At 60.0% G+C, this 20,291-nt stretch carries 15 protein-coding genes and 1 pseudogene; 4 read left to right on the top strand and 12 right to left on the bottom strand.

Going from position 1 to position 20,291, the window contains the following annotated elements:
* Window positions 1-95: 95 nt before the first annotated feature.
* The 4 genes from AC1DIG_RS14960 (at window position 96) to AC1DIG_RS14945 (ending at window position 7,652) form a co-directional block, all read left to right on the top strand.
* Window positions 96-1,196, top strand: a complete 1,101-nt coding sequence (locus tag AC1DIG_RS14960; protein WP_477767909.1) for an efflux RND transporter periplasmic adaptor subunit — start codon at window positions 96-98, stop codon at window positions 1,194-1,196.
* Window positions 1,193-2,263 (top strand): efflux RND transporter periplasmic adaptor subunit, encoded by a 1,071-nt coding sequence (locus tag AC1DIG_RS14955; protein ID WP_477767908.1) that lies wholly within the window; start codon window positions 1,193-1,195, stop codon window positions 2,261-2,263. The genes AC1DIG_RS14960 and AC1DIG_RS14955 overlap by 4 nt, the downstream gene beginning before the upstream one ends.
* Complete coding sequence (locus AC1DIG_RS14950) at window positions 2,260-5,307, top strand: efflux RND transporter permease subunit (protein ID WP_477767907.1); 3,048 nt, start codon at window positions 2,260-2,262, stop codon at window positions 5,305-5,307. The genes AC1DIG_RS14955 and AC1DIG_RS14950 overlap by 4 nt, the downstream gene beginning before the upstream one ends.
* 98 nt (window positions 5,308-5,405) lie before the next feature.
* Window positions 5,406-7,652 carry a glycoside hydrolase gene (locus tag AC1DIG_RS14945; RefSeq protein ID WP_477767906.1) on the top strand — a complete coding sequence of 749 codons (2,247 nt, stop codon included), beginning with the start codon at window positions 5,406-5,408 and terminating at the stop codon, window positions 7,650-7,652.
* A gap of 13 nt (window positions 7,653-7,665) precedes the next feature.
* Here the strand turns inward: AC1DIG_RS14945 and AC1DIG_RS14940 are convergent, their stop codons facing one another.
* The 12 genes and pseudogenes from AC1DIG_RS14940 to AC1DIG_RS14885 all read right to left on the bottom strand — a co-directional run bounded on the left by AC1DIG_RS14940 (window position 7,666) and on the right by AC1DIG_RS14885 (window position 20,194).
* Window positions 7,666-8,292, bottom strand: a complete 627-nt coding sequence (locus AC1DIG_RS14940) for a class I SAM-dependent methyltransferase (protein ID WP_477767905.1) — start codon at window positions 8,290-8,292, stop codon at window positions 7,666-7,668.
* A gap of 199 nt (window positions 8,293-8,491) precedes the next feature.
* Window positions 8,492-9,136: a methionine ABC transporter permease gene (locus AC1DIG_RS14935; RefSeq protein WP_477767904.1), complete on the bottom strand. Its 645-nt coding sequence runs from the start codon at window positions 9,134-9,136 to the stop codon at window positions 8,492-8,494.
* Window positions 9,126-10,250, bottom strand: coding sequence for a methionine ABC transporter ATP-binding protein (locus AC1DIG_RS14930; RefSeq protein WP_477767903.1), 1,125 nt, complete (start codon window positions 10,248-10,250; stop codon window positions 9,126-9,128). Before AC1DIG_RS14930 ends, AC1DIG_RS14935 begins: the two co-directional genes overlap by 11 nt.
* A 2-nt stretch (window positions 10,251-10,252) precedes the next feature.
* A complete protein-coding gene (locus AC1DIG_RS14925; RefSeq protein WP_477767902.1) occupies window positions 10,253-11,062 on the bottom strand; it encodes a MetQ/NlpA family ABC transporter substrate-binding protein in 810 nt (269 codons plus the stop codon).
* Window positions 11,063-11,191: 129 nt separating this feature from the next.
* Window positions 11,192-12,559, bottom strand: a complete 1,368-nt coding sequence (locus AC1DIG_RS14920; protein ID WP_477767901.1) for an LLM class flavin-dependent oxidoreductase — start codon at window positions 12,557-12,559, stop codon at window positions 11,192-11,194.
* Window positions 12,559-13,752: an SfnB family sulfur acquisition oxidoreductase gene (locus tag AC1DIG_RS14915; protein WP_477767900.1), complete on the bottom strand. Its 1,194-nt coding sequence runs from the start codon at window positions 13,750-13,752 to the stop codon at window positions 12,559-12,561. The genes AC1DIG_RS14920 and AC1DIG_RS14915 overlap by 1 nt, the downstream gene beginning before the upstream one ends.
* Before the next feature lie 39 nt (window positions 13,753-13,791).
* Complete coding sequence (locus tag AC1DIG_RS14910) at window positions 13,792-15,033, bottom strand: SfnB family sulfur acquisition oxidoreductase (RefSeq protein ID WP_477767899.1); 1,242 nt, start codon at window positions 15,031-15,033, stop codon at window positions 13,792-13,794.
* 402 nt (window positions 15,034-15,435) lie between these two features.
* Window positions 15,436-16,199, bottom strand: a pseudogene (locus AC1DIG_RS14905) (hypothetical protein).
* A gap of 480 nt (window positions 16,200-16,679) precedes the next feature.
* Complete coding sequence (gene tcyN, locus AC1DIG_RS14900) at window positions 16,680-17,426, bottom strand: L-cystine ABC transporter ATP-binding protein TcyN (RefSeq protein WP_019691207.1); 747 nt, start codon at window positions 17,424-17,426, stop codon at window positions 16,680-16,682.
* Between the two features lie 4 nt (window positions 17,427-17,430).
* Complete coding sequence (gene tcyL / locus AC1DIG_RS14895) at window positions 17,431-18,096, bottom strand: cystine ABC transporter permease (protein WP_477767898.1); 666 nt, start codon at window positions 18,094-18,096, stop codon at window positions 17,431-17,433.
* Complete coding sequence (gene tcyJ / locus AC1DIG_RS14890) at window positions 18,096-18,896, bottom strand: cystine ABC transporter substrate-binding protein (protein WP_477767897.1); 801 nt, start codon at window positions 18,894-18,896, stop codon at window positions 18,096-18,098. The genes tcyL and tcyJ overlap by 1 nt, the downstream gene beginning before the upstream one ends.
* Window positions 18,897-19,201: 305 nt before the next feature.
* Window positions 19,202-20,194: a D-cysteine desulfhydrase gene (locus AC1DIG_RS14885; protein ID WP_477767896.1), complete on the bottom strand. Its 993-nt coding sequence runs from the start codon at window positions 20,192-20,194 to the stop codon at window positions 19,202-19,204.
* Window positions 20,195-20,291 lie beyond the last annotated feature (97 nt).

The raw sequence follows: 20,291 nt of genomic DNA, 5'->3' as shown, positions 1-20,291 counted from the left end.
CCGAGTGCAGCAGCCAAACCCTGATCTAAGCTCTCAGTCGTACCGTCACGTGTCCGCCCGCATCACGCCCGCCCGTATCACGCAAAGGAGCTTGCATGGCTGGTCTCGGATTGAAATGTATCGTTGGCCTGAGCCTGTTTGCCCTGCTGGCCGCGTGCGGCGATAAAAAGCCGGTCGAAAAGGAACGCCCGCGGGTGTTTGTGCAAGAGGTCAAGCCCACGGATTTCGCGGCTTCGGTGACCCTGACCGGGGATGTTCAGGCGCGGGTTCAGACCGAGTTGTCCTTCCGCGTTGCCGGCAAGATCATCCAGCGCATGGTGGATGTCGGCGATCGGGTTTCCGCCAAGCAAGTGTTGGCCAGACTCGACCCGAAAGACCTGCAGACCAGCGTTGATTCGGCCCAGGCTCAGGTGGTCGCCGAGCAGGCACGGGTCAAACAGAGCGCTGCCGCGTTCGTCCGCCAGCAAAAACTCTTGCCCAAGGGTTACACCAGCCAAAGTGAATACGATTCTGCCCAAGCTGCATTGCGCAGCAGCCAGAGTGCCTTGAGCGCAGCGCAGGCGCAGTTGGCCAATGCCCGCGAGCAGCTGAGTTACACCGCGCTAGTTGCCGACGCACCCGGTGTAATTACGGCGCGTCAGGCTGAGGTCGGCCAGGTGGTGCAGGCCACGGTGCCGATTTTCAGTCTGGCTCGGGATGGTGAGCGTGACGCGGTGTTCAATGTCTACGAATCGCTGTTGAGCGCGCCGCCATCGGACCGGTCGGTGGTGGTCAGCCTGCTCGACAACCCGGCGATCAAAACCAACGGTACGGTGCGTGAAATCACCCCGGCGGTGTCGGCGCAGACCGGTACGGTGCAGGTCAAGGTCACCCTCAGCGCATTGCCGGAAGGCATGCAGTTGGGCTCGGTGGTCAGTGCCACGGCCAAGGTGCCGGGCAAGCCTGCGATCGAGCTGCCCTGGGCAGCGCTGACCAAGAACCTCAGCGAGCCGGCCGTGTGGTTGGTGGACGCCAATGGCAAGGCACAGTTGCAGACCGTCAAGGTGGGGCGTTACCTGACCGGTAAAGTGATCATCAGCGAAGGCCTGAACAGTGGCGAAAAAGTCGTCACTGCCGGTGGTCAGTTGTTGCACCCCGACGTGTTGGTGGAGATCGTCACACCGCCCGCCGAAGGTTCGACGGGAGCCCAGCCATGAAGCGCGTGTTACTGCTGTTGACGGCGGGGTTGTTGCTGGCTGCCTGCTCGAAAAAGGAAGCACCACCGGAGCCTGTGCGGCCGGTGCTGTCCATCGAAGTGCAGTCTTTTGACCAGCAAGACCTCGGGCGTTTTGCCGGGAGCATTCAGGCGCGCTTCGAAAGCAACATCGGTTTTCGTGTGCCGGGACGTATTGCCAGCCGCAATGTCGATGTCGGCAGCGAGGTCCAGAAGGGGGCGTTGCTGGCAACCCTCGATCCGACCGATCAGCAGAACCAGTTACGTGCCGCCCAAGGCGATCAGGCGAAGGTCGAGGCGCTGCTGATCAATGCCCGGGCCAATGCACGCCGTCAGCAGGAACTGTTCAACAAGGGGGTGGGCGCTCAGGCGCAGTTGGACATCGCCCAGACCAACCTGAAAACCACCCAGGCTTCACTGGACCAGGCCAAGGCGGCGGTCAGTCAGGCCAGGGACCAGCTCAATTACACCGAACTGCGAACCGACCACGCCGCCATCGTGACCGCCTGGAACGCCGAGGCTGGACAAGTGGTGACGGCCGGGCAGCAAGTGGTGACGCTGGCGCGGCCGGACATCAAGGAAGCGGTGATCGATCTGCCAGCGGGTCTCGCCGAGCAGTTGCCCACCGACGTTGTGTTTGAAGTGGCTGCGCAACTTGATCCGAGTATCCACACCACGGCCATCATTCGCGAGATCGAGCCGCAGGCGCAAAGCGCGACCCGCACCCGTCGCGCCCGTCTGACCCTGGCCGAAACCCCGCGAGGTTTTCGTCTCGGTACGGCGATCAGCGTGACCTTGAGCTCGGCCGTTGAGCCGCGTATCGAGTTACCACTGACAGCCTTGCAGGAAATCGACGGCAAACCGCGAATCTGGGTGATCGACAAACAGACCCAGACCGTTTCCCCGCGAGACGTCACTGTGCTCAGTCGTGGCGTTGACAGCGTGATCGTCGGGCACGGAGTCAAAAGCGGTGAGCGAGTGGTCAGCGCCGGTGTGAACAGCCTCAAACCGGGGCAGAAAGTCAAAGTCGACGAGGACAGCCCGCGATGAAAGGGAGCTTCAACTTATCCGAATGGGCCCTCAAGCATCAGTCCTTCATCTGGTACCTGATGTTCGTCGCTTTGCTGATGGGGGTGTTCTCGTACCTCAACCTGGGGCGCGAGGAAGACCCTACGTTTGCCACCAAAACCATGGTGATCCAGACCCGCTGGCCGGGCGCGACCCAGGAAGAAACCCTCAAGCAGGTCACTGACCGCATCGAGAAAAAGCTCGAAGAGCTCGACTCGCTCGACTACGTGAAAAGCTACACCCGCCCAGGTGAGTCCACCGTTTACGTCTATCTGCTGGACACCACACCTGCCAAGGTCATCCCGGATATCTGGTACCAGGTGCGCAAGAAGATCAACGACATTCGCGGCTCTTTCCCCCCGGGCATTCAGGGACCGTCGTTCAACGACGAGTTCGGTGATGTCTACGGGTCGATCTACGCCTTCACTGCCGATGGTCTGTCGATGCGCCAGTTGCGCGACTATGTCGAGCAGGCCCGCATCGAAATTCGCAGCGTACCGGGGCTGGGCAAGATCGAGATGGTCGGCCAGCAGAATGAAGTGATCTACCTGAACTTCTCCACCCGTAAACTGGCGGCGCTCGGCATCGACCAGCGTCAGGTGGTACAGAGCCTGCAAGCGCAGAACGCGGTGACGCCGGCCGGGGTTATCGAGGCCGGTCCCGAGCGCATCTCCGTGCGTACCTCCGGGCAGTTCGCCTCGGAGAAAGATCTGGAGGCGGTCAACCTGCGACTCAATGACCGTTTCTACCGCCTGGCCGATATTGCAGAAATCAGTCGCGGTTACGTCGACCCGGCCTCACCGATGTTCCGCTTCAACGGTCAACCGGCCATAGGCCTGGCCATTAACATGAAGGCGGGCGGTAACATTCAGGTGTTCGGCAAGGCGCTGCACGAGCGCATGACCCAGCTCACCGCCGACCTGCCTGTGGGCGTCGGCATACACATGGTCTCGGACCAGGCCCAGGTCGTGGAAGAGGCGGTTGGTGGCTTCACCAGCGCGTTGTTCGAAGCCGTCATCATCGTGCTGGTAGTCAGCTTCATCAGCCTCGGCGTGCGTGCCGGACTGGTGGTGGCCTGTTCGATTCCGCTGGTGCTGGCAATGGTCTTTGTGTTCATGGAATACAGCGGCATCACCATGCAGCGGATCTCTCTCGGTGCGCTGATCATCGCCCTCGGGTTGTTGGTGGATGACGCGATGATTACCGTCGAGATGATGGTCACGCGTCTGGAGATGGGGGAAACCAAGGCGCAGGCGGCAACCTTCGCCTACACCTCGACCGCGTTTCCGATGCTCACCGGAACCCTGGTGACGGTCGCAGGCTTCGTGCCGATTGGCCTGAATGCCAGTTCCGCCGGTGAATACACCTTCACCTTGTTTGCGGTCATCGCCGTGGCGATGATTGTGTCGTGGATTGTCGCGGTGCTGTTCGCCCCGGTGATCGGCGTGCACATCCTCAGCGCCAATGTGAAACCACATGACGCGGAGCCCGGACGCATCGGCAAGGCTTTCAACAGTGGTTTGTTGTGGAGCATGCGCAACCGCTGGTGGGCCATTGGCATCACGGTGCTGTGTTTCCTGCTGGCGGTGTTTTGCATGCGGTTCGTGCAGAACCAGTTCTTCCCGTCGTCGGATCGCCCGGAAATCCTCGTCGACCTGAACCTGCCGCAAAACGCCTCGATGGGTGAAACCCGCAAGGCTGTCGACCGTCTCGAAGCAACCCTCAAAGGCGATCCGGATATCGTGCGCTGGAGCACTTACATCGGCCAGGGCGCGATCCGTTTCTACCTGCCGCTCGACCAGCAATTGCAGAACCCCTATTACGCGCAGTTGGTGATCGTCAGCAAGAACTTCGAGTCACGGCAGGTGCTCAGCGAGCGCTTGCGCGAGCGACTGCGCAAGGACTTCGTGGGCATTGGCAGCTACGTGCAAGCGCTGGAGATGGGCCCTCCGGTGGGCCGGCCGATCCAGTACCGGGTCAGTGGCAAGGACATCGATCAGGTGCGTAAGCACGCCATCGATCTGGCCAGCGAACTGGACAAGAGCCCGCACATCGGCGAGATCATTTTCGACTGGAACGAGCCCGGCAAGGTACTGCGCATCGACATCGCCCAAGACAAGGCGCGGCAACTCGGGCTGTCGTCCGAGGACGTGGCGAACCTGATGAACAGTATCGTCAGTGGTTCGACGGTGACTCAGGTTGACGATGACATCTACCTGATCAACGTGATCGGGCGCGCCATAGACGCCGAGCGCGGCACGCCGGAAACCCTGCAAAACCTGCAAATCCTCACACCGGGCGGGACGTCGATTCCACTGCTGGCCTTTGCCACGGTGCGTTATGAGCTGGAGCAACCGCTGGTCTGGCGACGCGACCGCAAACCCACCATCACCATCAAGGCGGCGGTGCGCGATGCAATCCAGCCGACGGATCTGGTGAAGTTGCTCAAGCCGCAAATCGACTCGTTTGCCGAGGGCTTGCCAGCGGGCTACTCAGTCGCCACCGGTGGTACGGTCGAGTCCAGTAGCAAGGCCCAGGGACCCATCGCCAAAGTCTTGCCGTTGATGCTGTTTTTGATGGCGACGTTCCTGATGATCCAGTTGCACAGCGTGCAGAAGCTGTTTCTGGTGGCGAGTGTCGCGCCGCTGGGCTTGATCGGCGTGGTGTTGGCGCTGGTGCCGTCGGGGACGCCGATGGGCTTCGTGGCGATTCTCGGGATCCTCGCGCTGATCGGCATCATCATCCGCAACTCGGTGATTCTGGTGACCCAGATCGAGGAATACGAGCTCAGTGGCCATTCGCCGTGGGACGCCGTGGTGCAAGCCACCGAACACCGTCGTCGGCCGATCCTGCTGACTGCCGCAGCCGCGAGCATGGGCATGATCCCGATTGCCCGGGAAGTGTTCTGGGGGCCTATGGCCTACGCCATGATTGGCGGGATCATCGTCGCCACCTTGCTGACGCTGCTGTTCCTGCCGGCGCTGTATGTGGCGTGGTACAAGATCAAGGAACCGAAGAAGGGTTGAGTATCATCTGTTCCCACGCAGGAGCGTGGGAAGGGTCTGACTTACAGCCTTATCAAATTGCATTACCCTGCGTCCCTTGAATGGAAAAGGGACACCCCATGCGGTTCTTCGCTCGCTGTCTGCTGCTGATCTGCCCGCTGTTTCTGTCTTCCTGGGCGGCGGCCGGCACGGCTTTGGAAAACCCTCTGTGGCGCGTCGAACTCGATCCCGCGACCTTGGCGATCCGCGTCACGCCGGCTGGAGATCAGGCGGTGCAGGCCTCCAGCGGTATCGCCGCACATCATGTTGGTGACCTGCGTCAGAGTGCCAACCGCGTCGACTGGCAATGGGACGACGGCGCCTGGACCCTCAGCGCCGAACTCAAGCAGCGTGATCTCTTGCTGTCGATCAAGGCGCGGGCCCCTGGCGAACTGCGTTTTCTCAATCAGCCCGGCAGTGCGATGGGCAAGGGGTTGATCTGGCCCTTGGCCGAAGGGCATTACGTGCCCAGCGGCGATGCCGTCTGGCAAACCTTCCTCATCGATCAGGGGGCGTTCAATACTACTCAGGACCTGAGCCTGCCGCTGTGGGGTGTGGATCACGGCAGTTTTACCTTGAATTGGCTGATGACCAATCCCTATAACAATCGCCTGACCCTCAGCGCCGAGAGCAAGGCCCTGGCGTTGGCCGCCAGCCATGAATTCGTCTCGCTGGATCTTTCAGTGCCGCTGACCTTCAGCCTGTCTTTAGGGGACGCCGATCTGCTGGCTGGCGCCAAGCGCTATCGGCAATGGCTGATCGACCGCGGGCGTTATGAAACCCTCACGGACAAACTGCTGAAAACTCCCGAGGCCAAAAAGCTGCTGGGTGCCAGTCATGTTTACTTGTGGGGCAACGACTTGCTGGGTCTCAACGACGTGCGCAACTGGCCTCAATTGCTCAAACAGCTGCGAGGTAACGATGCATTGGCTCGCGAGCTGCGTACGGGGCTGGACCGCGAAGCATCGCAAATACTCGCCAGCACCACACCAGCGCTCAATACCTATCAAAAAACTACTCTGCTGCGCAGCCTCAATGGCGCGCTGAACAAATATGCCCGCAAAAGCTGGCAGGCCACCCACGAGCCGGACATGCAGCGGCTCGCCAGTCGCTATGGCGAAGTACGCGCAGAACTGGCGGCGACCTTCTCGGCGGCGTTGACGCCGACGCCTGAACGCTGGGGCAGTACCTTGTCTCTCGCGACCGTTGAGCAGTTACAGTCGGCGGGGCTATCACGTTTGTGGCTGGGGCTCGGCGAAGGTTGGGAAGGAGGGCTTTGGCATCCCGAAGCCGTGCGCGCTGGCGTGGCGGCCGGGTATTTGATGGCGCCCTATGATTCCTATGAAACGGCGCTGACACCGGCTGAAAATCCGGACTGGACCACCGCGCACCTGGGCTCCGGGGCCAACGTCAATTGCGCGATTATCCTGAAGAGCGGGGCCTTCAAAAGCGGTTTTCAGCAATCCGGGCATTACACCGATCCGACGTGTGTCCGCCCCTTGCTCGAGGCACGGGTCAAGGCGGTACAGGCCAAGGCAGGCTTCAACAGCTGGTTTCTCGATGCCTATGCCACCAGCATGTTGTTCGACAGCTACCGCCCAGGAGCAACGATGACCCAGGCGCAAAATGCCGAGGGCAATATCGATGCCTCGCGCTGGATCAATGAGGTATTGAAACTGCCGGCAGGCTCCGAGGACGGTAACGCCGTCACCGCGCAAGGCATCCTGTTTGCCCACGGCATGCAAACCCCGGTGATTGGCTGGGGTGACCCGGACCTGAGCCAGAACAAACAGTCGCCGTATTACCTGGGCAACTGGTATCCACCGGAACAACCGAGTGTGTTCTTCAAGTCAGTGCCGATCAAGGAACCTTATCGTGCGGTTCACTTCGACCCGGCCTCCCGATTGCCGTTGTACCAGGTGGTGTTCCACGGCTCGGTGATCACCACTCATCATTGGCTGTTCGACAGCCTGAAACTGAGTAATGTGCGGGCCGACAATGAGCTGACCCAGCTGCTTTATAACGTACCGCCGCTGTATCACCTGAGTGCGGCAACGCTCAAACAGCGATTGCCGCTGATCCAGCGTCAGGACGCGTTCTTCCGGCCGCTGCATGAACAGCTGGCGACGCAATTGATGACGGATTTTCGTTACTTGACGGTTGATCGACTGGTGCAGCAAACCACGTTTGCCAATGGCGTGCGGCTGGTGGCGAATTTTGATTCACTCGTGCGCGAAGCACATGGCAGGCCGCTGGCAGGCAAGAGCATGATGGCGTTTGGGGCAGACGGCAGCGTGGTGGATTATCAGGTCGACTTGAAACCCTGAAACCCACTCGCAGTCATCCTTTACGCCAAACGCTGGCCAACCAAGGCTGCTGATCCCGTGGCAGCCCGGCCGGCCGGTAGTAATGCTCCAACTCGACAAACCCCGCTTCTGTCAGCAACTGTTGCCACGCCGCCAGATCGTGATACGCCCCAAAGCGCGGGCCATTCCAGCCTTCGCGGTTATCCCCGCGCGGATTCGAACTGAACAACACACCGCCCGGTTTCAACGTCCCGTGCAACTGCTTCAGTACCCGAGGCAACTCTTGAACAGGAACATGAAACAGCACCGCATTGGCGAAGATCCCGTCGAAGCGTTCGGCCGGTAGATCGAGTTTCAGAAAGTCTTGCTGCCAGACCTCGCAACCACTGTCTTCACGGGCCATCTGGGCGAAACGTTCGGAGCCGTCGAGGCCAATGGCGATGTGGCCCAAGCGGGTGAAGGTTTGCAGATCGCGGCCCGGGCCACAGCCGAAGTCGAGCAGGGTGAATGGCGCCGTGCCCTGAATGTGCCGCAGCAGTGCATCGATATTCTGGCTGACATCGTGGTCGCGTGTGCCTTCACGGAAACTTTCGGCCACCTGGTCGTAGTGGCCCAGAGTGGTCGCGGTGATCTGTTTGAGGTCGTCGGGAGTGTGTTTCATGGCGGCTGCGCAGGCAAAGGGTGAGTTCGCCGAATATACGCCATGACGAGGGTGGCTGCTTCGCCGCCAATCGCGAGCAAGCTCGCTCCCACATTCGATACTCGGTGAACACAAAACTGTGGGGATCGACACGGTCCAGTGTGGGAGCGAGCTTGCTCGCGATAGCAGTTTTATTGGCGCCGCATCACTTCAGGCAAACTCATCGCTTGTTCAATCCTCGAGCCAACCGGTCCCCACTCAACTGAATCACCGCCACCAGAATCACCAGCAACACGATCACCGTCAGCATGATCTGACTATCAAAGCGCTGATAGCCATACCGATACGCGATGTCGCCAAGCCCGCCAGCACCAATCGCCCCAGCCATCGCCGAGGAATTGATCATCGTCACCAAGGTGATGGTGAAACCACCGACGATTCCCGGCAACGCCTCAGGCAACAACACGTACCAGACGATATGCCAGCGTCGGCAACCCATGGCTTGGGCGGCCTCAATCAGGCCGTGGTCGACCTCGCGCAAGCTGACCTCGGCGATGCGCGCAAAGAATGGCGTGGCGGCGATGGTCAGCGGCACCACGGCGGCCCAGACACCGTAGGTGGTGCCGACGAGCAAGCGGGTGAAGGGGATCAGCGCGACCATCAGAATCAGGAACGGGATCGAGCGGAACAGGTTGACGAAGGCCCCCAGCGCACGGTTCAGCGCCGGTGCCTGGTAGATCCCGCCCTTGGAGCTGGTGACCAGAATCACCGCCAGCGGAATACCCGCCAACAGCGCGATCAACGACGACACGCCGACCATCAGAAAGGTGTCGATAACGCCCTGCAACAATCGATCAAACCACATAACCCAGCACCTCCACCTGTTGTGCCCAGTGACTGGCGCGCTGGCGCAACTCTTCGGCATTCAAGGAAGAGCCGGTCACCGACAACAATAATTGCCCAAGGGTGTGCCCCTGAATCCGTTCGACGCCGCCTTGCAGCAAGCGCACGCGACCGCCGAGCGCACTGAACAGCGCCGCCAGGTCTGGCTCATCATTGCTGTTGCCGGTGAACTGCAAGCGCAGCACTACCGCGGATTCCGACGATTGCGGTTGTGCCTGCAAACGGCTTTGCAGTTCTTCCGGTAAACCGTGTTGCAGCGGTGCCAGCAAGGTTTTGCTGACCTCGTGCTGCGGGTTGCCAAACACTTCCCAGACCGGTCCTTGCTCGACAATTCGTCCGTGTTCGAGCACCACCACCCGATCGCAGATATCGCGGATCACCGCCATCTCGTGGGTGATCAGAATGATCGTCAGCCCGAGGCGCTGATTGATCTCGCGCAACAGGCCGAGGATCGACTGCGTGGTCTCCGGGTCGAGGGCCGAGGTGGCTTCGTCGCAGAGCAGAATCGCCGGGTCGTGCACCAGCGCCCGGGCGATGCCGACGCGCTGTTTTTGCCCACCCGAAAGTTGCGCCGGATAGGCCTGGTGTTTGCCTTGCAGGCCGACCAGTTCCAGCAGTTCACGGACCTTTTTTTCACGCTCGGCTTTCGGCACGCCCGCGACCTTGAGCGGCAGTTCGACGTTCTGCCACACGGTTTTGGCCGACATCAGGTTGAAGTGCTGAAAGATCATGCCGATCCGTCGCCGCAGGGCCACCAGACGGTCCTCGTCGAACTCGCCGATATCCACCTGATCAATCAGCACCCGACCGGTGCTCGGTTGTTCAAGGCGGTTGATGGTGCGGATCAGCGATGATTTGCCGGCACCGCTGCGGCCGATGATGCCGAACACTTCACCGCGCTGGATCGCCAGGTCGATGCCGTGCAGCGCAGCGACCGGGCCTTGCTGGCCGTTGTAGGTTTTACCCACGCTGATAAAGCGCACATGGGCGCGGTTGAGTTCAGGGTGCAGCTCGGTCTGTTCTGCACTGTTGGACGGTGGGATTTGCAGTCGAAGTTGGGCGTTGGCGGCATTCATGGTCAGCCTTCCCAGCCAGCTTGGTAGAGCTTGCCGTGGGCCTTATCCAGGGCTGCGCGAACCACTGGCGAATGCTGGTAGATGTCGACGAACTTGATCAGGCGCGGGTCGGTTTTGCTTTTCGGCTGGATCACGAACTGGATTACGTATTCCTTGTGGTCGAGACCGTCGAACAGCAGCGCTGACGTGGCATCAAAGGTCTTGGCCAGACGAATGTAGGCCGGGTAGCCCTGCACCAGATCGGCGTCGTCATACGCACGCACCAGTTGCACGGCTTCGACCTGAAGGATTTTCAGTTTTTTCGGATTGGCGACGATGTCGTCTTCAGTCGCCTTGTAACCCACCCCCGGTTTGAGGCTGATCAACCCGGCCTTGGCCAACAGTTGCAAGCCGCGACCGCTGTTGATCGGGTCGTTGGCGATGGCCACGCTGGCACCCTCGGGAAGCTCGTCGAAGCTTTTGTATTTCTTCGAGTACAGGCCGACGTTGTTGATGATGCCCGGCGCAAACGGCACCAGGTCAAAACCGGCGGCGGCCTTGGCGTTTTCCAGGAACGGAATGTGCTGGAAGTAGTTCACATCGATGTCGCCGGAGGCCAGGCTGACGTTCGGTGCAATCCAGTCGCTGAACTCCACCAATTCGACCTTCAGGCCTTGTTTGCCGGCTTCTTCGACTGCCGCCTCCAGCGGGATGGCGAAGGCGGCGGTGGTGCCGATTTTCAGCGGTGCGTCGGCGGCGAATGCTACCGAGCTGAAGAGGCCGAGGACCAGGGCCAGTGCTTTGACTGGGTGTTTTAAGAGTTTTTTGGTCATGATGGGTTTTCCAGTCAGTGCATGAAGTGGGGGGGGGCTGGTAGGGCCTCATCGCGAGCAAGCTCGCTCCCACAGTGGATCTCCGGTGTTCACGCAATCCCTGTGGGAGCGAGCTTGCTCGCGATGCTTCTAGCGTCGAAACGCCGATCCCGAATGTTGTTCGGGTAGATGCGCCTCCGCGTGAAACAGCTTTTCGCGCAAGGTGCCTTCGTCATAAGCGGTCTTGTACGACCCGCGCCGTTGCAACTCGGGAATCACCAGGTCGATGAAATCGACATAGCTTTCCGGGGTGACGATGCGGGTCAGGTTGAAGCCGTCCAGGCCGGTTTCCGCAATCCAGGATTCCAGCTCATCGGCGACCTGCTCGGGCGAGCCGACCACGGTGATGTAGCGGCCGCCCAAAGCGTGTTGCTCAAGCAACTTGCGTCGGGTCCAGTCGTTGTTTTGCAGGTTTTTGGTAGCGGACTGGATGGCGTTGTTTTTCACGTACTGGATGGGTTCATCGAGTTCGTATTCGGAAAAGTCGATCCCGGTGGACGCCGAGAAATGCGCCACCCCGGCTTCGGCGCTGGCGTAGCTCAGGTACTCGGCGTGCTTGGCCCAGGCCAGCTCCTCGGTTGCACCGACGATTACGTTCAGCCCCATGAACACCTTGATGTCCCCGGGGTTACGCCCGGCAGCGGCGGCGCTGGCGCGGACCTTGTCCACCTGCACCTTGGTCGAGGCCTTGTTCTGGCCGCTGATGAACACGCACTCGGCGTGTTGTCCGGCGAACACCAGGCCGCGATCCGAACTGCCGGCCTGGAACAGCACCGGCGTGCGCTGCGGCGAGGGCTCGCAGAGGTGATAACCCTCGACCTGATAGAACTCGCCGTGGTGCTCGACCTTGTGCACTTTCGCAGGTGTCGCGTAGACCCGCCGCTCGCGGTCGTTGATCACCGCGTCGTTTTCCCAGCTGCCTTCCCAGAGTTTGTACAGCACCTCAAGGTACTCATCGGCCTGGTCGTAACGCCGGTCATGTTCGACCTGTTGGCTCAGGCCCATGGCCTTGGCGGCGCTGTCGAGGTAGCCGGTGACGATGTTCCAGCCGACCCGGCCACGGCTCAGGTGATCGAGGGTCGACAGGCGCCGGGCGAACAGATACGGCGGCTCATAGGTCAGGTTGGCGGTCAGGCCGAAGCCGAGGTTCCTGGTCACCGCGGCCATGGCCGACACCAGCAGCAGCGGGTCGTTGACCGGCAACTGGATCGACTCTTTGAGCGGCACGTCGACTGAGTTTTGATAGACGTCATACACCCCGACGATGTCGGCGATGAACAGACCGTCGAACAAGCCACGCTCCAGCAACTGCGCCAGTTCGGTCCAGTACTCGACCGTCTTGTACTGGGTCGAGTTGTCCCGTGGATGAGTCCACAGGCCGTGGTTGATGTGCCCGATGCAGTTCATGTTGAAGGCATTGAGCAGGATCTTTTTTTTCTTTGTCAGAGGCGAGGGCATCAAATAGTCCCCCGCAGTGGCGGGTTTTCATCGTTGAGGTAGTAGTTGCCAATCGCGTGGTACTTCCAGCGCACCGGGTCGTGCAGGGTGTGCACGCGGGCGTTGCGCCAGTGACGATCCAGCCCGTGTTCGGCCAGGGTGGCTTGGCTACCGGACAGTTCGAACAGCGTGCTGCCGGCCGCCAGGGAGATTTCCGTGCTGATGGCGCGCGCTTCGGCCACGGCAATCGAGGCCGCCGCGATCGTTTCGGCGTTGGTGTCGGCCTGGGCGCGATCGAGGAATTCTCCTGCGCGTTCCAGCAGTGCTTCCGTCGCGTGCAGGCGAATGCTCAGGTGGCCGAAACTTTTGATCGTCAGCGGGTCTTCGGTGGCGTTGTCATTGCCGGAGTCGATCCAGGGACGGGTTTTGCTCCGTACGAAATGCAGCGCGTCTTCATACGCGGCGCGGGCAATGCCGGTGTCAATGGCCGCATGGAGAATCTGTGCCAGCGGGCCGACCGGGGTCGGACGTTCGAAGGCACTCTGAAACGGGATCACGTCGTCTGCCGAGACGTAGACGTCTTCGAACACCACCGAACCGCTGCCGGTGGTGCGCTGGCCGAAGCCGCTCCAGTCATCGATGACCGTCAGGCCCTGGCTGTCACGCGGGACGAAGGCCAGTTGCTGGACGCCGTTTTCATCGACCACCGTGGTCGGAATCCGTTGTGCATAGATCGCCCCGGTGGCGTAGAACTTGCGGCCGTTGATGCGAAAACCGTCGCCATCGGGAGTCAGGCTGGTGACCCGGTGGAGTGCGGTTTTGGTCCCGAGTTCGGCCAGTGCATTGCCGAAGCGCTGACCGGCGAGGACTTCGGCGTACAGGCGTTTTTTCTGCTCGGATGTACCGTTTACGCGCAGCACTTCGAGGGCATAAAAATGGTTCTGCGGGATCTGCCCCAGCGAACCGTCGGCCTGGGCGATCAGCGCGATGACTTTGGCCAGGGTAACGTTGGAAACGCCGGCTCCGCCGTATTCCCTGGGTACGCTGATGCCCCACAGGCCAGAGCGCGAAAAGACTTCCAGTTCTGGGTAGGGCAGGCGTCGTTCACGGTCGCGCAGGGCGCTGTCGCGTTTGAAGTCTTCGGCCAGATCGCTGGCGACGACAAGGGCTTGCTCATCGCTGGTGATGACCGCGACGGGGTGAGTAAGAGTCATGTGTTTCTCCAGAGATCTGGTCAAAAGTGTTCTGGTCGTTCAGATCCAGGAATGCCGGGCAGGCAAGGTGCCGTTCAGGTGATAAGCGCCCACGGCGTGGTATTTCCAGCGCACCGGATCGTGCAGGGTGTGCACACGTGCGTTGCGCCAGTGGCGGTCGAGGTTGAACTCGGCGAGGGTGGCGCGGCTTCCGGCCAGCTCGAAGAGTTTTTCGCTGGCCAGCAGCGAGATCTCGGTGGTCAGCACCTTGGCTTCGGCGACCGCAATCGAAGCGCGGGCGGCGGATTCGGCGGTGACCGGTGCGGCGCTGACTTGATCGAGCACTTTCCCGGCCCTGCGCAGCAGCGCTTCGGCGGCGTGCAGGTCGATTTTCAGTTTGCCGATGTCGGCAATCACGTAGAGGTCATCGCTGGCGCGTTCGACGTTGGCGTCTATCCACGGACGTGCGCGTTCGCGAACGAAGCTGATGGCGTCGTCGATGGCGCCGCGGGCTATACCGGCGTCGATGGCGGCTTGAATCAGCTGTGACACGGCGCCCTGAATGTTCGGGCTGTCGTTTATTCGCCAGTTTTCCACCACCAGATCGGCATCGACCCGCACGTTGTTCAGTAGCACAGTGCCGCTGGCAGTCGTGCGCTGGCCGAAGCCCGACCAGTCGTCGACGATGCGCAGTCCTGGCGTGCCGCGACGGACGAAGGCGATGACTTGCTTGCCGTCGTCGTTGAGTGCCTTGACCGCGACCCAGTGAGCGAACAGTGCGCCCGTGGAGTAAAACTTCTGACCGTTGATGACGTAACCATCACCGTCGGCGGTGATGCGGGCCTTGAGTTCCAGGGTGTTTTTGGTGCCGCGTTCCGGGCCCGCGTTGCCGATCCGCCAACCGTCGAGCACGCTCTGGAACAGCTGCTTTTTCTGCCGTTCGTTGGCGGTGTGCTGGAGCAGATTGAGAATCCCGAAGTGGTTCTGCGGGATTTGCCCGAGTGCCGGGTCGGCCGCGGAAATGATCGCGAAGACTTCGGCGATGGTGACGAATGAAACCTCGGGGCCACCGAACGCTTTGCCAATGGCAATGCTGCCCAGGCCACTGCGGGTGAACTGTTCGATTTCCGCCCAAGGCAACTTGCGCTGTTGATCGCGTCGCGCGGCTTGCAAGCGGGCGACCTGAGCGAGTTCACGGGCAGCTTCGAGGGCTTGTGCGTCGTTGCGCAAAACGTGCGCGGGCAACAACAGCGGGGGAATGTCCAGATCACTCTGAACGTTTGCATCTGCCAGATTAGACATCAGCGCCGCTCCTTGGCTGCACGCAATGCCCTGGCGATGTGCACCGGGGTGATTATGTTCCTGACCATACCTACCTCACCTCTCATGGATAAGCCGCATCGTGCGGCGAAATCAAAATCAAGAAAGTCCGGTGGTCCGGTTCATATATCCTAATCGCGTATAAAAAATTAATAAACTAACTTTTAGGAATATGCATAGAAGGGCGTCATCAGGCGCTGTCATCTTTCGCATTTGTCCCCGAAAGGGCGATGTAAACGCAACCTTGTAGCAGCTGGCGAAGCCTGCGTTCGGCTGCGCAGCAGTCGCAAAATCGGACGCAACGTTTATTCAGATTAAACGCGATTTCAGGATTCACGACTGCTGCGCAGCCGAACGCAGGCTTCGCCAGCTGCTACAGGGATCTCATCGGTCGCGGAGTTCAGGGGCCTTCAGCACTTCCTGGCCGGTACTTTCAGATAAGGATTGGCGCAGCCGACTTTCAGGGTGCGCACTGGAGCCCAGCGTGAGTTATTGCCTGCTCGATCAAGGATGCAGTAGGTGACTTCCAGCCGATGGTCTTCGCCGGCTTCGAGAATCACAGCAGGCGGCACCCAGACGTTGATCGGGTGGCCGACTTCGCCGGGTTTGATCCTGGGCAGGTCCATGCGCACGTCGCCCCAGCGCAGGGTGATTTCATCGTCAGCCGCCATGTTCAGATAAGGTTCGATGGTCAGCGGTACGCCACGTTTGAACTGATTCGGATTGACCCCGTGACGGCGAATCATCTCGGGAATTCCCAATGGCTCCAGGCGCTGGTTTTCGTCTGCACACAGGGTGTGCGGCTGACCACCCGGGCAGTCAAGTTTGACCTGGACCCGTTTCGTCGCAGACAGCGCCGGGCCTTGCCCGACTTGCATCAGCCGGTAGTGGATACGCGAACTGCCATTGCGGATAAAACTCTCCGGGACCCGCAGGTTGAGTGGCTGGCCGACATCTGTGCGGTTGAGCACTCGTGAGGCCACATAGCAGTTGTCCCAGAACAGCTCGATCAGATCACCTTCGTCCATGCCGGCATAAGGCGGTATCTCGATCAGCAGGTAAGCAGCGGAAGTGATGTTGATGGCGGAGCCGGACGACTGTGTCAGGCCGGGAGCCGCCAGTTCAACTTTGTTCGACATACAAGTCATGTGTGTTCTCCTTGAAACATCGCAGCGAAGTCCATTTCGAAAGTGTCGAAGGCGTTAGGGTAGTAGGCGATTAACTATATTCAAGCATTGTGAAACGCCTGTTGGCGCCTAGATAAGGGAGTGGCCGATGGAGTGTCAATAGACGCAAGTTGAGAACGTGGGAATGCCAGGCTATTCAGATATTTCCTACCCGTTATTAGCGGTCGATGGACATGTTGCCTGGATATTTCTTAGGCATGCTCGATTTGTGAGCCAGTGTTTCCTGGGCTTTCCGGCATTGGATCAATCCCAGTGTGTTGGAGGTTACGTGGCAGGAGGATGTTGCAGGAGGTATCTATATACCGCTTTCGACTTGGATGATTAGATAATTATGGACGTCGGCGGAAGGCAGGGTGATGACCGTCGAATAGTGCGCTAAATGTCACTTCCGTCCGTGGAAGTTGACAGCGGTTACTGCATCTTTGGGTATGATTATTAGCTTCAGGAGTTGAGGAACTTATTGAGGAATTGTCGGGTTCGTTCTTCTTTTGGATTGGCAAATAACGCTTTCGCTTCACCTTGTTCGACGATGACGCCCTTGTCGAAAAACACCACCCGGTTCGCCACATCACGAGCAAAACTCATTTCGTGGGTAACGATGACCATGGTGCGTTTTTCTTCGGCCAGGCTGCGAATGGCCGCCAGCACTTCGCCGACCAGTTCCGGATCGAGCGCCGAGGTTGGTTCGTCGAAGAGAATCACTTCCGGCTCCATGGCCAGCGCCCGGGCGATTGCCACGCGCTGTTGCTGCCCACCGGACAGCCTGCGCGGATAGGCGTCTTCCTTGCCTGCCAGGCCGACCTTGGCCAGCAGTTTTCGACCCAGCGCCAATGCTTGGTCCTTTGGCATTTTCTTCACCACCAAAGGGCCTTCGATGACGTTTTCCAAGGCCGTGCGATGGGGGAACAGATTGAAGTTCTGAAACACGAAACCGACATGCTGGCGCAGCCGGCGTACCAGGCTCTGCTGCTGGTTCAGCGGGCGGCTGCCATCGATCTCGATGTCGCCGACCTTGATCCGGCCGCTGGTGGGTTCTTCAAGAAAGTTCAGGCAACGCAGGAAGGTGGTCTTGCCCGAGCCGCTTGGGCCGATGATCGCAACGACCTCGCCTTCTTCAACCTTCAGATCGATGCCATTGAGCACCACTTGACCCTTGAACTGCTTTGTCAGTTTTTCCACGACAATCATGGGGTCAGGACTCCTGGTCGTGACGATTGACCCGCTCTTCCAACTGGTTTTGCAGGTGCGAGAGCACCGTTGCAAGAATCCAGTAGATCAGTGCGGCGGCAAGATACATGGTGAAAATTTCGAAGGTGCGGGCGGTGATCAGTTGTGCCTGACGGAACAGTTCCGGCACCTGAATGGTCGCCGCCAGCGCGGTGTCCTTGACCAGCGAAATGAAGCTGTTGCCCAGTGGAGGAAGGGCCGTGCGCGCAGCTTGCGGCAGGATGGCCCGGCGCAGGGTTTGCGCACGGGTCATGCCGATACTGGCAGCGGCTTCCCACTGGCCGCGTTCGATGGAGCTGATCGCGGCGCGGAGGATCTCACAGGTGTAGGCGGCCATGTTCAGCGAGAAGCCGATCAAGGCGGCCGGCAGCGGATCAAGTTCGATGCCCAATTGCGGCAAGCCGTAATAGATCACGAACAGTTGCACCAGCAACGGCGTGCCGCGAAAGAACGACACGTAGACGCGGGCGATCCAGCTCACCAGCTTGAAGCGCGACAGGCGCATCAAGGCCAGGCCAAACCCCAGCAACAGACCAAAGAACATCCCGCCCAGGCTGAGGATGACCGTGAAATACGCGCCCTTCAGCAGAAAGGGCGCGGAGTCCAGCGCGAGTTGGAAAGCTTCTTCCATTATTGGGTGACGTCAGCGTTGAAGTATTTTTCCGAAAGCTTTTTCAGCGTACCGTCGGCACGCAGCTTGTCGATGGCCTTGTTCACCGCAGCCAGCAGCTCAGGCTCGCCTTTGCGCAGGGCAATGCCGGCTTCCTGACGGGAGAACGGTTCGCCGGCGGCGGTGGTGTCTTTAGCCTTCTTGGCGTATTCCAGCGCGGCGAGGCGGTCGATCAGAATGACGTCGGTGCGGCCAACGCGCAGGTCCTGGAACTTGGTCGGATCATCTTCGTAGGTGCGGACTTCAGCACCCGGCACATTGGCTTTTACCCACTGCTCGTAGTTGGTGCCCAGGCCTACGCCGACTTTCTTGCCAGTCAGGTCGGCGGCGGTCTTGATGTTCAGCTCCGCAACCTTCTTCGTCAGCACCAGCGCCTGAATCCCGGAAACGGTGTAGGGCTCGGAGAAGTCATACTTCTTCTTGCGCTCTTCGGAGATGGTCACCTGGTTGATTACTGCGTCCAGACGTTTGGATTCCAGCGCCGCGAGGATGCCGTCCCATTTGGTCGGTTGCAGTTTGACCTTCACGCCCAGCTCTTTGGCGAGGGCTTCGGAGAACTCCACTTCGAAGCCGGCCAGTTTGCCGTCGGCATCGACGAAACTGAACGGTGGATAAGTGCCTTCCAGACCGACGTTGATCACGCCGGCGTCCTTGATTTTTTGCAGCTGCTCACCGGCCACCGCTTGCCCCAACAGGCCAGCACCGAGTACCAGGCCCAGCGAGCCCACCAGCAGATTTCGACGAAATGCGGAGAAATTCATGACAAGCCCCTGTGTTTTTTATGAAGACGTTTTTTGGAGAAGCAGGCAAAACCGAGAATTGAACGGCTGCAACATCGTGCCCTAAAAGCAGCGTATGCGTCTCGCAGCAATTGCGCCTGCGGCGGGACTATATGATGCGGCTTTTAGATATTAAAAATAATATAAATTCAGTTTGTTATTCTTTTTTAGAATATAAGTCGCTCCCACGCAGAACATTGATCGTTCCCACGCTCCCGCGTGGGAATGCAGCCCGTGACGCTGTGCGTCCCTTGAGGCATTCCCACGCAGAGCGTGGGAACGATGAGTCAGAGTGAGTCTTTATAGGCAAACAACGCCGGCGCACCTCCGGTGTGCAGGAAGATAATCGGGCCGTCATTGAAGCGCTGCCGGCCGATACCATCGAGCAAACCGGCCATGGCCTTACCGGTGTAGACCGGGTCAAGCAACAGCCCTTCCTGGCTGGCCAGCAACTTGACTGCCGCCAGGGTACCGGCGTTCGGCTCGCCGTAACGCGGAGCGAAATACTCGTCCCACAATTGAACCTTGAAACTCGCCGGCAGGTTCACGCCCAGCAGTTCGGCGGTGCGCTCGGCCAGGCCCTGGACCTTCGGCCGCTGGTCTTCGTCGCTGCGCGAAACGGTGACGCCGATTACCGGCAAGTCCGGCAGTACTTCGCTCAGCGCCAACGCCAGACCGCTGTGAGTGCCGGCGCTGCCCGAAGCCAACACCACGGCAGCGAATTGCAGGCCGCTGTCCTCGATTTGCCCGGCCAGTTCCAGTCCGGCACGGACATAGCCCAGCGCGCCCAAGGCGTTGGAGCCGCCAATCGGCACCAGATAAGGTTTTTTGCCGTTGCTGCGCAGACGCTCGGCCAGTGCCTGCAACTGTTGGTCGGCGTTATCGAGGTTCTCTACCAGTTCGACCTTGGCATCGAACAGATCCAGCAATAGCCGATTGCCGTTGCCCAGGTAATTGCTGTCATCAGTGCCGATCGGATTTTCCAGCAAGGCGACGCAGCCCAGGCCCAGTTTGGCGGCAAGCGCTGCTGTCTGACGCACATGGTTGGACTGGATGGCGCCAGCGGTGATCAGCGTATCGGCACCTTGCGCGAGCGCGTCGGCGGCGAGGTACTCGAGTTTGCGCAGCTTATTGCCGCCCATGGCCAACGGTGTCAGGTCGTCACGTTTGACGTAGACATCGCGCCCGAGCCAGGCCGACAAGCGTTCGAGTTTTTCCAGCGCGGTAGCATTGGCAAGAAGGTCCAGACGATTAAAACGAGCCAGCTGTTGTTTGATCATGGGGCCGCACGGGTTGTGGGAGATGACTGGACTATAGGCAGGCCGATTTGCTCGGGCAACCGACAATGTCGCTTATGCCAAAAAGTGCTGAGAACAG

It is taken from the genome of Pseudomonas sp. 05N431 (genome assembly GCF_056397005.1).
The sequence above is the reverse complement of the archived record's forward strand: the minus strand, read 5'-3'. Positions and strand labels throughout refer to the sequence as shown.

Bases quoted from the DNA above. Each gene is read 5' to 3' on its own strand.
- AC1DIG_RS14955 (WP_477767908.1), top strand. From the start codon at position 1,193: ATGAAGCGCGTGTTACTGCTGTTGACGGCGGGGTTGTTGCTGGCTGCC.
- AC1DIG_RS14960 (WP_477767909.1), top strand. From the start codon at position 96: ATGGCTGGTCTCGGATTGAAATGTATCGTTGGCCTGAGCCTGTTTGCC.
- tcyL (WP_477767898.1), bottom strand. From the start codon at position 18,096: ATGGAAGAAGCTTTCCAACTCGCGCTGGACTCCGCGCCCTTTCTGCTG.
- AC1DIG_RS14945 (WP_477767906.1), top strand. From the start codon at position 5,406: ATGCGGTTCTTCGCTCGCTGTCTGCTGCTGATCTGCCCGCTGTTTCTG.
- AC1DIG_RS14925 (WP_477767902.1), bottom strand. From the start codon at position 11,062: ATGACCAAAAAACTCTTAAAACACCCAGTCAAAGCACTGGCCCTGGTC.
- AC1DIG_RS14930 (WP_477767903.1), bottom strand. From the start codon at position 10,250: ATGAATGCCGCCAACGCCCAACTTCGACTGCAAATCCCACCGTCCAAC.
- AC1DIG_RS14950 (WP_477767907.1), top strand. From the start codon at position 2,260: ATGAAAGGGAGCTTCAACTTATCCGAATGGGCCCTCAAGCATCAGTCC.
- tcyN (WP_019691207.1), bottom strand. From the start codon at position 17,426: ATGATTGTCGTGGAAAAACTGACAAAGCAGTTCAAGGGTCAAGTGGTG.
- AC1DIG_RS14920 (WP_477767901.1), bottom strand. From the start codon at position 12,559: ATGCCCTCGCCTCTGACAAAGAAAAAAAAGATCCTGCTCAATGCCTTC.
- AC1DIG_RS14910 (WP_477767899.1), bottom strand. From the start codon at position 15,033: ATGTCTAATCTGGCAGATGCAAACGTTCAGAGTGATCTGGACATTCCC.
- AC1DIG_RS14940 (WP_477767905.1), bottom strand. From the start codon at position 8,292: ATGAAACACACTCCCGACGACCTCAAACAGATCACCGCGACCACTCTG.
- AC1DIG_RS14935 (WP_477767904.1), bottom strand. From the start codon at position 9,136: ATGTGGTTTGATCGATTGTTGCAGGGCGTTATCGACACCTTTCTGATG.
- AC1DIG_RS14915 (WP_477767900.1), bottom strand. From the start codon at position 13,752: ATGACTCTTACTCACCCCGTCGCGGTCATCACCAGCGATGAGCAAGCC.
- AC1DIG_RS14885 (WP_477767896.1), bottom strand. From the start codon at position 20,194: ATGATCAAACAACAGCTGGCTCGTTTTAATCGTCTGGACCTTCTTGCC.
- tcyJ (WP_477767897.1), bottom strand. From the start codon at position 18,896: ATGAATTTCTCCGCATTTCGTCGAAATCTGCTGGTGGGCTCGCTGGGC.